Annotated in this window: 7 protein-coding genes, 1 tRNA gene and 3 pseudogenes; 2 read left to right on the forward strand and 9 right to left on the reverse strand. The window is 58.9% G+C overall.

What is annotated here, in order from left to right:
* Nucleotides 1–115: 115 nt before the first annotated feature.
* The 5 genes and pseudogenes from KSY55_RS02320 to fbaA all read right to left on the reverse strand — a co-directional run.
* Nucleotides 116–454: pseudogene (locus KSY55_RS02320) on the reverse strand (TrkA C-terminal domain-containing protein); the annotation flags it as partial.
* A gap of 64 nt (nucleotides 455–518) precedes the next feature.
* Nucleotides 519–1714, reverse strand: a protein-coding gene (locus KSY55_RS02325) for an IS3 family transposase (protein ID WP_254881824.1) whose coding sequence is annotated in 2 segments (ribosomal slippage) — nucleotides 519–1432 and nucleotides 1432–1714 — 1197 coding nt in all. Because the reading frame shifts where the segments join, the coding sequence is not laid out codon by codon here.
* A gap of 71 nt (nucleotides 1715–1785) precedes the next feature.
* Nucleotides 1786–2631 (reverse strand): annotated as a pseudogene (locus tag KSY55_RS02330) (chloride channel protein); the annotation flags it as partial.
* Between the two features lie 23 nt (nucleotides 2632–2654).
* On the reverse strand, nucleotides 2655–3941 hold the full coding sequence (locus tag KSY55_RS02335; RefSeq protein ID WP_022244668.1) for an adenylosuccinate synthase: 1287 nt from the start codon (nucleotides 3939–3941) through the stop codon (nucleotides 2655–2657).
* A gap of 210 nt (nucleotides 3942–4151) precedes the next feature.
* A complete protein-coding gene (fbaA, locus tag KSY55_RS02340; RefSeq protein WP_033499608.1) occupies nucleotides 4152–5219 on the reverse strand; it encodes a class II fructose-bisphosphate aldolase in 1068 nt (355 codons plus the stop codon).
* A 308-nt stretch (nucleotides 5220–5527) separates the two neighbouring features.
* On the opposite strand from fbaA, the gene KSY55_RS02345 reads away from it, so the two are divergent.
* Together KSY55_RS02345 and KSY55_RS02350 are read left to right on the forward strand one after the other, a co-directional pair.
* Nucleotides 5528–8227, forward strand: coding sequence for a YhgE/Pip domain-containing protein (locus tag KSY55_RS02345; protein WP_117656109.1), 2700 nt, complete (start codon nucleotides 5528–5530; stop codon nucleotides 8225–8227).
* A 2-nt stretch (nucleotides 8228–8229) separates the two neighbouring features.
* Nucleotides 8230–10554: a YhgE/Pip domain-containing protein gene (locus tag KSY55_RS02350; protein WP_117656108.1), complete on the forward strand. Its 2325-nt coding sequence runs from the start codon at nucleotides 8230–8232 to the stop codon at nucleotides 10552–10554.
* 282 nt (nucleotides 10555–10836) lie between these two features.
* On the opposite strand, the gene yddG is transcribed toward KSY55_RS02350, so the two are convergent.
* The 4 genes and pseudogenes from yddG to htpX all read right to left on the reverse strand — a co-directional run bounded on the left by yddG (nucleotide 10837) and on the right by htpX (nucleotide 13962).
* Nucleotides 10837–11793: an aromatic amino acid DMT transporter YddG gene (gene yddG, locus KSY55_RS02355; RefSeq protein ID WP_065439797.1), complete on the reverse strand. Its 957-nt coding sequence runs from the start codon at nucleotides 11791–11793 to the stop codon at nucleotides 10837–10839.
* A 299-nt stretch (nucleotides 11794–12092) separates the two neighbouring features.
* Nucleotides 12093–12293: pseudogene (locus tag KSY55_RS02360) on the reverse strand (helix-turn-helix transcriptional regulator); the annotation flags it as partial.
* A 231-nt stretch (nucleotides 12294–12524) separates the two neighbouring features.
* Nucleotides 12525–12598, reverse strand: a tRNA-Gly gene (locus tag KSY55_RS02365).
* A gap of 275 nt (nucleotides 12599–12873) precedes the next feature.
* The gene (gene htpX / locus KSY55_RS02370) at nucleotides 12874–13962 is read right to left on the reverse strand and encodes a zinc metalloprotease HtpX (RefSeq protein WP_217749475.1); all 1089 of its coding nucleotides are present in this window, start codon (nucleotides 13960–13962) and stop codon (nucleotides 12874–12876) included.
* Nucleotides 13963–14229 lie beyond the last annotated feature (267 nt).

The raw sequence follows: 14229 nt of genomic DNA on the forward strand, positions 1-14229 counted from the left end.
CCGCGGTTGCCGCCTTCCTAACGCATATGAGTTTACACGGAGCGCCAACGTATGCACCCTGGATGTCCGATTCCGCAGATTCGGACATCCAGAGTCCAGCCGAATTCAGCCAGGCTCAGTCAAGCCGGGCATCACACAGCCGCCGCATCGCAGGTCGTACCTCGCGCTCCTCCTCGCCACTGAACAGCACCACCAGATAGTCACCGGCACGCAGCCGTGTATCACCGCGCGGCACGATCTCGCTTTCGCCGCGACGCAGGCCGATGATCAGACACCCAGACGGCCAACGCACGTCACGCACCCGCTTGCCGTCCGCAATCGCCCCCATTTCCAATGGCAGTTCCATAATGCCGCTGCCCACATGGCTTGCGATTGCCATCTGCATGCCTTGCGCACGCACGTACCGCTCCAGCAACTCCCCATAGATCGGTTTGGTGCGCAGCAGATCGGACACGGGCCCGACCCCCGGAAAGTAGACACCGTGGGGTGAACAAAAGTAGGTGTAAGCCTATCAGACCTTAAGCGGCTTGGGACTCGAACTCATCGGGAGTTTGGTACCCGCACCAAGTGTGCCGACGGCACGTGTTGTAGCGCACGCACCACCGGAAGACGTCTCTGCGGCAGATCAGTTGATTGGCGAAGGTCTTCGCATCTTTGAGGACCTCCCGCTTTAAAGCTGCGTTGAACGACTCGGCGAGCGAATTATCCGCGCTGGTTCCCACCGCGCCCATCGACTGGGCAACGCCCAAGCGCTTGCATGTTGCCTGGAACTGCGACGAGGTATACACGCTTCCATGATCCGAGTGGAAAATCGCACCATCAAGACCTCCTCGCAGGTGGGAAGCGTTTTCGAGGGCCTTTTCTACCAGTTCGGTACGCATGTGATTTGCGATAGCAAAGCCGACAAGCTTGCGAGAAAAGCAATCAATCACTGTTGCTAAGTACATGTTCGCCCCGTCTGCGATCGGCAGATACGTAATATCGCCAACCAACACACGATTGGCAGCACAGGCTGTGAAATCACGGTTCACCAAGTCTGCGAACACGCGCCGGCCTTTGTCACGCGCAGTGGTCTTGACCCTGCGCTTCTTTTGAAATCCGAACAGGTTCTGGGCCCGCATCAAACGAGCCACTCTCTTGCGATTGATGCGCTTAGCCGGAGGTGTAGTGCCGTTGTCGCGCTTGCGGTCGTTGAGTTCAGCAGTGATGCGACGAGCGCCCCAGACGCCGTTTTCAGCGTCGAAAATTGCCTGGATCTCCGCGGCCACCACAGCGTCATCTACAAGGCGCGCACGGCGCCGTGGAGCCGAGTTCTTCCACTTGTAATACGAAGACCGATTTAGCCCCAGGACTGTGCACATCCGCTTGACCGAGTAGTCGGCGAGATTGTCGTCAACGAACTGGAAGCGGATCACCAGGTCGTCTCTTCCGCAAAATACTTCGCGGCCTTACGCAGAATATCGCGCTCTTCACGAAGCCTTTTGTTTTCGCGTTCTAGCTGGCGGATTCTTTCCGCATCAGCAAGCTTTTCTACGGGTGACGCTGCATCTTCATCCTTGGCGACGTTAGTGCCGAATTGCTTGTACCAGCATCCCAAAGTCGAGCGATTGATTCCGAGTTCTTCTGCGACCTTGCGCATTGAGGTATCCGGGTTCGACTCGAACATCGCGACGGCGTCGCGCTTGAACTGTTCCGTGTAAACCTTGCGGGGCATGGTGGTAGATTACCTTCCTTCCCAACCACACTGGCTGGAATCAGAGGTGTCTACCTAACGGGGGTCAGGTCCATCGCAATCGCAATCATCGGGCGGCTCCATGCCGGCAGTTTGCCGTACAGCGTCTGGAAGCCAAGCAACGAGCGGTTCATCAGCGAACCAACCAAACCGGCCACCAATCCCAACGGAATCAGCCACACATACTCTTCCAACGACAGCTGACCGATATCACCGAAATCCAAAACCGGACGCAGACCGAAACAGTATTTCGAGACGAAATCGGCGGTCAGCGATGCGGCAGTGGCGCCCATCAGAATCGCAGGGGAAAAACTCCGATGCACCCCTTCCAAAGCGAACATCATGCCGGACAGCGGCGCGCTGAACGCGGCGGACAAGCCTGCCGCGGCACCGGCGGTGACCAGATAATGCTCCTGCATGTCCTCACGGCGGTGGCCGCGCAAACGGTGGGACACACACTGCGCTCCCGACGCACCAATCTGAATGGACGGCCCCTCACGGCCGAGCGACAGACCAAACAACGCGCCCAACAGTCCACCGACGAAACGGACTGGCAGAATCGTCTGCCAACGCATCTTCAAGCCGCATATCACCACGCCGTTGGTCTGCGGGATGCCGCTGCCACCGGCCATCGGCTCCTTGACGACCATCCACGCGATCGCCAGCGCGGCCGCCACCGCGGCAACCGCCCACGGCGCAATCAGCCACGGGGTCTCGCGAATCCGCGCATATATCCAGCGGGACGCATCCGTGCCGTATTCGATGCCGAGACGGTATACGACGACCAGCAATCCTGAAACCAGACCAATGACTATGCCGGCCGCCGCCATCTTCCACTTCAAGTGGTCGAATCGCGGAATCAGCCGGCGGATATCATGTGCCGCGTCGTTGCCAGTCAAGCCGGGAAACTCGTTGCCGACGGTCAGTCGACCAGCGAATTGATCTGGATGATATGGTCGCGCTGCGGGCCGGTGCCGATCACGGAGATACGGCAGCCGGACAGTTCCTCAAGACGCTTGACGTAATCCTGACAGGTCTTCGGCAGATCATTGAAGTCGTGGATTTGGGAAATATCCTCGTCCCAACCCGGCATGGATTCGTAGATCGGCTTCGCTGCCGCGAATTCGGACTGATCAGTAGGCATATCGTCGCGGCGTTCGCCGTTGACATCATAGGCCACGCACAATGGGATTTCCTTCAGGCCGGTAAGCACGTCGAGCTTGGTGAGCACGATGTCGGTCAGGCCGTTGACCTGAGCCGCATAACGATTGACGACCGCATCGAACCAGCCACAACGACGCGGACGGCCGGTGGTCACGCCGTACTCGTGGCCCTGGGCTCGCAGCCATTCGCCCTCCTCGCCGAACAGCTCGGTCGGGAACGGTCCTTCGCCCACGCGGGTCACGTACGCTTTGGAAACGCCGATCACGCGGGTGATCTTGGTCGGGCCGACACCGGTACCGGTGCATGCGCCGCCGGCAGTCGGGTTGGAGGACGTGACAAACGGATATGTGCCGTGATCCACGTCGAGCATAGTGGCCTGGCCGCCTTCGAACAGCACGGTCTTGCCTTCGTCAAGTGCCTTATTGAGCACCAGCGAGGTGTTGGCCACGTACGGCTTCAAACGTTCGCCGAGCTTGAGCAGCTCATCCGTGGTTTCGTTCACATCAATCGGACGACGATTGTACAGCTTCACCAGCATCTGGTTCTTCTGATGCAGGCTTGCCTCAACCTTGTCGTGCAAATGCTCAGCATTGAACAGGTCGTGCACGCGGATGCCCACGCGATTAATCTTGTCGGCATACGCAGGTCCAATGCCGCGACCGGTGGTACCGATCTTGTGCTTACCCAGGAAACGTTCCGTCACCTTATCAAGCACACGATGATACGGCGCAATAATGTGCGCACCCTCACTCACCAGCAGTCGGGAGCAGTCCACACCGCGGCTTTCCAAGCCGTCGATCTCTTCGAAAAGCACTTCAGGATCAACAACAACACCGTTGCCGATAACCGGAGTCGCGGTCGGGCTGATGATGCCGGAGGGCAGCAGGTGCAGCGCATACGATTCGTCGCCGACCACCACGGTATGGCCCGCATTGTTGCCGCCGTTGAAGCGGGCAACATAGTCGACCTTCGTGCCGATCAGGTCGGTCGCCTTACCCTTGCCTTCGTCTCCCCACTGGGCACCGATCAAAACAATTCCAGGCATGTTGTTGCACCTCCGCGCGTATGCGATTTCGCCTCAAAGCCTTACCAAGGCCTTACAAAGACTATCCTGCGCCCTCTACCGGATATCTGCCGGATATGCACCGATCGGCCGTTGAAACTAGTCAGTTCCATCGTTTTCGTCTCATACAACGCGACACACCCACCGTGCCGCCACACGCCGCATGCATTACGCGGCGCGTGCGGCATCACACTACTTCAACGCCTTGCCCGCGCTGCCAAGCTGCCTGCAAGCCTCCACCACGCGTGCGGCCATGGCGCTTTCCGCTTCGCGCCCCCACGAACGCGGGTCGTACATCTTCTTGTTGCCCACCTCGCCATCGATTTTGAGCACCGAATCATAGTTGGAGAACATGTGACCGGCCACCGCACGGCTGAATGCGTACTGCGTATCGGTGTCGATGTTCATCTTCACCACGCCGTAGCTCACGGCCTGCGCGATCTCCTCCGGCGCGGAGCCGGAACCACCGTGGAACACCAGGGCGAACGGCTTACCGGGAGCGACATCCAGCGAGTGCGCGGGGTCGGGCATTTCGCCGGCCTTAATCGCGAGCGCGACCGTGGTCTGGATTTCGTCGAGCAGTTCGGGGCGCAGTTTCACCACGCCCGGTTTGTATGCGCCGTGCACGTTGCCGAAGGTGAAGGCGGCCATGTAGCGTCCGCGCTCGCCAAGGCCGAGTCGTTGCGCGACGGCGATGCCTTGCGCGGGCGTGGAATACAGTTTGTCGTTGATTTCGGCGCTGTGCCCGTCTTCTTCGCCGCCGACCGCGCCGATTTCGATTTCCAGCACGGTGTGCGCGGCTTGGGATTTGTCGAGCAGTTCTTCTGCGATGTCGAGGTTTTCACCCAGCGGCACTGTGGAACCGTCCCACATGTGTGACTGGAAGGTCGGTTCCTGACCGTGCTTCACCTGTTCGGCTTCATGGTCGAGCAGGGGGCGCACCCATTCGTCCAGATACTGTTTGGCGCAGTGGTCGGTGTGCAGGGCGATGGTGATGTTGGGGTATTTCGCCGCGACTTCGTGCGCGAAGGCTGCGAAGGCAAGCGAGCCGGTGACGCGGTCGTTGACGCGTTGCCCGGAGAAGTAGGCGGCGCCGCCTACGGAGACCTGGATGATGCCATCGGATTCCGCCTCGGCGAAACCCTGGAGTGCGGCGTTCAGGGTCTGTGTGCTGGTCACATTGATCGCGGGATAGGCGTAACCGCCGCGGCGTGCGGCGTCCAGCATTTGCGCATAACGTTCCGGCGTTGCAATAGTCATGCCTCCATTATCGCCCGACCCTATCCCACTTATCATGTGACAACATTCGCCATCTTTCCTTTCCGTTTTCCCGACCGTCCGCTCCATATCCAGGCCGCCCGCCCCACTAGGGCCATATGCCGAGCGTTTTCGTCTCATATCCCGACATTTGCGGGACCGACCATTAAACAGGGCGAAACCATTGCGATCGTTCCATCGGAAGTCATAGAATATCCACCGGATCGCGCGACGAAGAGCCCAACCGGGTATTCCCGCACGGGCATGCCGCCGCACGTAGATGTTGCGACCAATACCCGCGAGGAGGCTTGATGTACCAGGTTTTCGCCATCTTCCTTCGAGACGTGAAACGCATTCTGAAGAACCCAGTGGCGCTCGTCGTCACGCTGGGTGTGGCCATCATCCCATCACTGTACGCATGGTGCAACATCCTCGCCAACTGGGACCCGTACGCGAACACGGGCAACATCCAGGTCGCTGTGGCGAACGAGGACAAGGGCACAACCTCCACGCTGGTCGGTCATCTCGACGCTGGCCAGCAAACCGTCAACCAGCTTAAGAAGAACCATCAGCTCGGCTGGCGTTTCGTTCCCGAGCAGCAAGCCATCGAAGGCGTGGAATCCGGCAAATACTATGCGGCGATCGTACTGCCGGAAGACTTCAGCTCCAGACTCATCGGCACCGTCACTGGTAAAGGCGACCGACCGTCGATCACGTACTACATCAACGAAAAGCTGAACGCGATCGCGCCGAAAATCACCGATACGGGTGCGACCACGATCGACGAGCAGATCAACACCACTTTCGTTTCCAGCGTGGCCGACGCCGTGGCGAAGGAAGTGAAGGAGGCAGCGGGAGAAACCACCGGCAGCATGAAAAGCGCGCAAAGCGACGTCATCAACGATCTGACCGACACCATCAACCAGCTCGAAACCGTCCAACAGCAGCTGCGCGGCACGCGTTCCACGCTCGACAAGGCCCTCACCACCATCGATTCGGCCAAACAGTCCAACATCGCGCTCGCCTCGGGAATCACCAACTCGCTTGACACCGTCGGCAAGGCGTCCGACTTGCTGAGCGAGACGCGCACACAAACCGAACGATTCTCGAACACGCTGGTCGGAGCGCTCGACAACGGCAGCACGCAACTGTCCGGTCTGCAGGTCAACGTGAGCAATGCCACCGGCACCGTGCTCAGCGGACTGAACACCACGCAGGACGCGCTCGACCAAGTGTCCAGCACCATGCATCACGTCAACACCACCACCGGCAATGTGCTCGACGGCGTGGAGAAGGCGTTGCAGGCCAGCCAGCTGGATCCGAACAACCAAACGTATAAGGATCTTTCCGCGCAACTCGCCGAAGCCCGCAAACAGCTGACGTTCCAGCAGCAGCGCATCGACGCCTTCGATCAGGACACCACGGCTGCGATCAACGCGGGGAAGAACACCGCGAACGGGTTCAACGACGATGTCACCACGCTGGCGAAAAACGGCACGGCGTCGATGGCGAGCGCACGCACGACCATCACCGGCACGGTCATGCCGAATCTCAACACCGGGCTCGATACACTCAGCCTGGCCAATGGGTCGCTGTCCGGCACGCTTACCACGCTGCAAAGCACACTGGAACAGGGCAACGGGCTGCTCGACCAGTTGTCGCGCACCGTGACCCAAACGAACACCACCATTGCTGGCACGCAGACGCAGCTCGCCAATCTCGCCAAACAGCTCAACACCACGCGCACCGATGTGGCCGCGTTGAGCAGTTCGGCGATGTTCCAGCAGCTTTCCCAAGCGCTCGGACTTGACGCGAGCGAGGTCGGCTCGTTCGTGGGCGAGCCGGTGCATTTGGACGAACAGGTCCTCTACCCGGTCAAAAACTATGGTTCCGCGGTCACGCCGTTCTACACGAATCTTGCGCTATGGGTCGGCGGATTCGTGCTCGTCGCGATCTACAAGCTTGAAGTGGACCGCGATGAGAAGATCCGCATGTACACGCCACGCCAAGGCTATATGGGCCGTTGGCTGCTGTTCGTCACGGTCGGATTCCTGCAGGCGATCATCGCCACGATCGGCGATCTCGCGCTGGGCATCCAATGCGAGCATCCGTTCCTGTTCATCCTCGCCGGCATTTTCGCCTCGTTCGTCTACGTGAACATCATTTACGCGCTCGCCGTGGCGTTCCGGCATATCGGCAAGGCCGTCGCCGTGATTCTGGTGATCATCCAGATTCCGGGCGCGGCAGGCCTCTACCCCATCGAGATGATGCCGGAATTCTTCCGCCGTCTGAAACCGTTCCTACCGTTCACCTACGGCATCAACGCGATGCGCGGGCCGATCGGCGGCATGTATGCCAACCATTATTGGATCGACATGCTCTCGCTGTTCTGGTATCTGCCTGTGGCGCTGTTCATCGGCTTGGTGGTCCGCAAGCTGGCGTTGAACCTCAACCGCCTGTTCGACAACCGTCTGGCGGACACTGATCTGATGATCACCGAACATAACGAAGGCACGGTGGAACCGTTGCGGCTCACCGAGACCGCGCAGCAGATCGCCGAGGAGTTCCCCGAACTCGCCAGCAGACGGGCGATTCATTTCTTCCGCCTGTACCCGCGCCTGGTGCGCTGGGGATTCCTCGCGCTGGCGGTACTGCCGTTCGTGTTCCTGCTGTTGCTATTCATCACGCGCATGAAGCTCGCCATGCTGCTCGGTTGGATCATTTCGATCATCGCCATCGACACGTATCTCATCGTGGTGGAGTATCTGCGCGAACGGTATGCGAATTATCTGGGCGAGGAAGCGATGAGTGCGGAAGAGTTCCGCAGCGCGATCCTGCACGAGAACCTGCTGTTCCGGCCGGGCATGCATTACAAGCCGATGCATGCCGTACGCACGAGGCTGTATGAGGCTGCGCATGGTGGTTCGGCCGGACATGCGCCTGAACATGCGGCTGGAAACACGGACGGAAATGCTGGCAGGAGTCTGCGTGAGGAGGGGAACGAACAGTGAAAATGATCTGGGGCATCTTCAAGCGGGACATGTGCCACGCCACCCGCAACGTGATCGCCGTGATCGTCTCGATGGGCCTGGTGGTGGTACCGGCGCTGTACGCCTGGTTCAACATCGCGGCCAGCTGGAACCCCTACGGCAACACCAAGGCATTGAAGGTCGCCGTGGCCAATAACGACAAGGGTTACAAGTCGGATCTCATACCGGTGCGCGTCAACGTGGGCGAAACCATCATCAGCACACTGCACGCCAACGACCAGCTGGACTGGCAATTCGTGAAAAGCGACAAGGCAATCGACGGGGTGAAATCCGGCGAATACTATGCGGCGATCGTAATTCCGAAAGGTTTCAGCGCCGACATGATGACGCTGTTCTCCCCCGACATCAAACACGCGCAGCTCAAGTACTATCTGAACGAGAAAATCAACCCGATCGCCCCGCATATCACCGATCAGGGTGCGACAACCGTGGTCAACACAATCGACAAAACCTTCGCCAAAACGATCGCGCAAGTCGGACTCGACCTGGCCTCAAGCATCCTACACTATTCGCAAAGCCCGCAAATGGCCGAATACATGCGCAACCTCAACGGCAATCTCACCACCATGGCGGATACGTTGAGCGGCGCATCGCAGCAGGTAACGTCGTATTCGCAGCTGCTCGGCTCGGCGAACGACATCGTGGATTCCACGGGCAAACTGCTCGCCTCGGCGACCAAGGCGGGCAAACAGGCCCGGAACGCGTTGAAGCAAGGCAAATCAGGTGCCACGTCGTTCACTTCGGCAGGTGCGAACGTCACCTCCTCAGTGAACACCGCGCTCGACCAGGTGTCAGGCGCGTTCGACCAAGTAGCTGCCAAGGTGAACAAGGCGTTCGACGCGATCGGCAAGGACTCAGACACCGCAGCCAGCCAGTTGACAACGTTGAGCGAACAAGTCTCCAGCAGCGAATCGCTGTACGACACGTACATCACAAGCCTCAACCACATGCACGAATCGGTGGAACAACTACCGGACAGTGATTCCGCGAAACAGGCGCTGCTGGAAGCCATCGACCGGGAGATCACGCTGCTGGAAGCCGCCAAAGGCGATTCGCAGAAGCTCGCGCAGCAGCTGAAAGACGCTTCCACGCAGGTCACGCAGGATACCGCAGCCGCGGAACGCTCCCGCAAGGAGATCCTGAACCGCATCACCTCCGCGAAGCAGTCGATCAGCAATGTGCGCGACGATTACGCCACGAACGTCAAGCCGAAAATCGACGCGCTCGCCTCCACAGTCAGCACGCTGATCTCCCAAACCGACAGCATGATCACCCAGCTGAGCGGCACCGCCGACGATCTGGACGATGTGACGGGCGACGTGGGGACGAATGTGACATCCATCCGTTCCACGCTCGGCGCGATCGCGAAGAAACTCGACTCGTCGGCAGCGACGGTGAAGGAGCTGATCACGAAGCTGGAGACGGGCGGGAACGCCGGTGACGGCAACAGCGATGGTGGCGACGGTGACAACGACGCCAGTTCGTCCGATTCGGGTGAATCGGACGAACTACGTGCACTGGCCACCGCCAACGCGTCCACACTGTCCACGCTGATTTCCGCGCCCGTCGCACTGCATCGCGTCTCAGTGTACCCGATCGCGAACTACGGTTCGGCCATGGCGCCGTTCTATACGATCCTGTCAATCTGGGTGGGTGCGATCATCCTGTGCGCCATGCTGAAAGTGACAATTTCGAACCGCGAGAAGGCGCATGTGCTGGGCTTGGGCGACACGCTGCCGCGCGTCGCCGGCCCGTCCGGCCCGGGGAACGCCTCACGTTGGGGACTGCGCCTCGACCACGAGTATTTCGGACGGTACGCGATCTTCGCACTGCTCGCGTTGCTGCAGGGCACACTGGTTTGCCTGGGTGACATGTATTTCCTTGGCGTGCAGGCGAATCATGCGCTGCAGTTCCTTGCCGTGGGGTGGCTTGCCGCGCTCGTGTTCTCGAATATCGTGTATACGCTGACCGTGTCGTTCGGCGATATCGGCAAGGCCGTGGCCGTGGTGCTGCTGGTGATGCAGGTCGCCGGTTCGGGCGGTACGTTCCCTATCGAGACGCTGCCGAAGTTCTTCCAAATGCTCTACCCGTTCCTACCGTTCCCGCACGCCATCGATGCCATGCACGCCGCGATGGCCGGATCGTACGGCAATGAGTACCTGCTTGACATGGTGTATCTCGCCTTGTTCCTGATTCCTTCGCTGCTGCTGGGATTGGTGTTGCGCAAGCCGGTGATCCGGTTGAACAACTGGGTGAGCCGCAATCTGGAATCCACCAAGGTGATGTGACGAGGTGGATTTGAACGGGCTGGTTTAAGCCGGTTTAGATCGGTTTCGGCTGGCACACATGGACGCGTCATTGGCGACGCATCACCATCACCGCCAACGGCAACACACACCAAATACCAGCCGACAAAAACCTAAGCTAGCGTGGATGCGTAAGGGCATTGTCCTGCCCGGTCACTTCCCTTACGTACCGCTGCGCCATCCCGGCGCTCCTCTGCGCCGCCACTACCCCACATGTCGCCTCCTCACACACCAACAAGCGTCCGATTCTGCAGAATCGGACAATCAGCGGCGTCGCGCAAACCACACGTTGATCAGCGAGCCGACCACCACCAGCGCGACACCGATCCAGAATGGCATGCCCAACGTCACGCCCAATAGGAGCGTGCTGGAAGCAGTGGAGAACAGCGGCGTCGCATACGAACCGATCGCAAGCGTTTCCATACTGCCATGTAGCATGCCATACCCCCAGCACGCGTAGCCGCCAGCAATCGACGCGGCACATGCGAGCAGCGAAATATAGCCGCCGATGCCAGGCGCTACAGCTGGCAAACCGTCGCCCGAAACGAAATGGATAATCCACAGCACAACAGCAACGCAACAGAAGAAAATCGTCGTACCATCGTAACCATCGGACATCGATGGCGTCACGGTCGCGTAAATCGCCCAAATAAAGGCGCCTGCGAACGCGAGCGCGTACGGCAATGGATTGCTGGCGATATTGGCAACCGCTTCCTGCACGTCAAGGTTTTCACCGCCGACCGCCATTGCCACGCCGACGGTGGCTACGATTGCACCCGGCAGCGCTTCGGAGACCGAGCCGCGTTTGTGCGACACGGCGGCGGTCATCAGTACCAGCAGCGTCGGCCACAAATAATTGACGAGGCTGACTTCCACAGATTGCGCGTTCGTTGTGGCCAGACCGATCGACAGCGAGATCGACGTCTCGTATGCAATGAACATGAGTCCGCCTGCGACGAGGTACTTGCGTGGCGCTTGGCTAATCGGTTTCGGCCGTCGCACGATGAGCAGGAGCATGCCGCCGACAGTGTAGATGAGCGCCGAGCCGAGCGTGGCGCCGAACGATTCGGAAACGAGTCGCACGAGGCCGGCCATGAAGCCCCACAGGACGATTGCGAACAGGCCGATGAGTGTCGCCGCGTGTGATATGGCATGACCAAATAGGGGGGTACTGGGGCGTTCGCCTGCGGATTCGGCGGGAAGTTTCTGATCCGTATTCACGGATTCCAGCCTACCTGCCGCCCACCCCGCATGTCCGATTCTGGAGAAACGGACAATTGAACACCGGTTTTGGCACCTTGTGCGTCCGATTCACCAGAAACGGACGCACAAACATTCGGATTCGTATCCCTCACGTCCGATTCACCAGAATCGGACATTCCTGCGACCTGCGATGCCGCAAACCCGATTACCCCCGGAACCGCGCCAACAGCAGCGTCGGCCACCCCAACCGACGCGGCCACACCATCCGTATCAGCAGCCAAGTCCACGCGTCCCGCACCCCCACAGCCCGCCGACGCGCGCACGTCGCCCATGACCAAATCATCCAACGTCACGCCGAACATGTCGCAAAGCATCAGCAGCTTATCCATTTCGGGGTATGCCTTCTCGGACTCCCATTTCGAAATTGCCTGCCGGGAAACGCCCAGCAGCATTGCCAGCTGTTCCTGCGTCATGTTGCGCGAACCGCGCAGATACTGCAGATTCTCTTTGAAACTCATGTCCGCCCTTTCGTCGAGTTTCCATATCGCCTCGACTTGCGATTATTGGCGATTGCCAAGCAACAGCTTGTCATAAACGTCTCGTTCCACGCCACCATCTTTCGGTTGCATTGCGACTCGCAACCAAATTTTGCGACGCAACCGACAGTTGCGCGGCGCGAAGTTGACTTCACGGGTCTTTTACGGCAATAGAAAAACCCTTGGAATTCCAACGATTCCAAGGGTTTCGAATGGAGCGGATGACGGGAGTCGAACCCGCCTTTAAAGCTTGGGAAGCTTTCGTTCTACCGATGAACTACATCCGCAAAAAATGTGCCTTTTGGACACAATCATTTAGTCTAGCATGCATTCGCAGGATTCACGGCCATCGACCGATATTCGATACCGTCACCCACTTGCCAAATCGCATATCAATCAACGCGCAACAACCACAACAGCATTAATGTCATTCATCAGATGACATCAGAATATTCTGCAATGCATCCCCACAGGAAACACACACAATTCGCGTCAGAATCAGCGGAATCCTATGCAATCACGCATGACTTGCGCAACCTGCGCACATTGCAATCGCCGCCGATCAGCGACCATACCCGCCTTGTACGGGATTCTGCGAATAATCTCGCGAATAGCCCCCACCGGAGTATCCCCCTGCACCCGCACCGGCGCCGGCACCAGAGACACCCCCATTCTGCCGACGAATATCCTCCGAAGCATACCCACTCGTCGCATAACCGCCAGCCAAATAGCCGGACTGCACGCCCTGCGCCTTCATCTCCTGACTCATCTGCATCAGCCGCGCGATGCGATCCGAGGTCGCCGGATGCGTGGAAAACAGGCGAGAAAAACCTTCCGCAGAGAACGGATTCGCAATCATCATCGCAGCAACCGACTGCGTACCGGCAGTCTTCTGCATCGGCATCGTCTCAGCGCCGTTCGAGATCTTATTCAATGCGGACGCGAGCGCCTCCGGATCTTCCGTAAGCATGGAACCATCTTCGTCGGCATCATATTCTCGTGTACGCGAAATCGCCATCTGAATAAGCGAAGCGGCAATCGGCGCAAGAATCGCGCTCAACAGCACGCCCAGCAATCCAAGACCGTTAGAAGATGAACCATTGCGATCGTCACGCGAATTGCCGCCGCCGAAATACATGAGCGAATAGCCGAGATACGAAATGACCGTCGCCATTGCGGAAGCGATCGCGGACGTCAGAATGTCATGATTGTACACGTGCATGAGCTCGTGCCCGAGTACGCCGCGAATCTCGCGTTCGTTCAGCATCTGCAGAATGCCCTGCGTGCAGCAGACCGCCGCATGACGTTCATTGCGTCCCGTTGCGAACGCATTGGGACTCATGGTTGGGGCGATATAGATACGCGGCATCGGCTTGCCCGCCTTCGCCGACAGTTCGCGCACGATTTTGTACAGTACCGGCGCTTCCTGCTCGCTGACTTCCTGCGCATGCATGGATGCAATCGCAAGTTTGTCGGAAAACCAGTAGGATGCGAACGTTGAGCCAAGTCCGATGAGAATGTAGATACCAAGCGTACGCTGGCCGCCACCGGTCGCCCACCAAATGAGCATGATGACGCCCCACATCAACGCGAATAACAGCGTTGTCTTCAAGCCATTGCAATGGCCATGCACCCGCAATTTGCCGTTCATGGTCACTAGCGTAGAAACGGAGCCTGAGTTTTTGCTGGATATGTGCTGGAGGCTGGACTGCGGAAAGGACTAGGGGGCAGTTGCGGAAGTTCGCATGCTCAGCTTCTCCCCGGATATCCGATTCTGCAGAAACGGACATCCGATGCATGCCAAGAGGCCTTTGGGTGACCGAATCGGGAGAATCGGACAAGTAGCAAGTCCTTCGTCCACATCACATGTCCAATTCACCAGAAACAGACATACAGAACATGTTTCGGACACTCCAGA

Origin of the sequence: Bifidobacterium sp. MSK.13.1 (assembly GCF_019131435.1) — a bacterium.
Taxonomy (GTDB): domain Bacteria; phylum Actinomycetota; class Actinomycetes; order Actinomycetales; family Bifidobacteriaceae; genus Bifidobacterium; species Bifidobacterium pseudocatenulatum.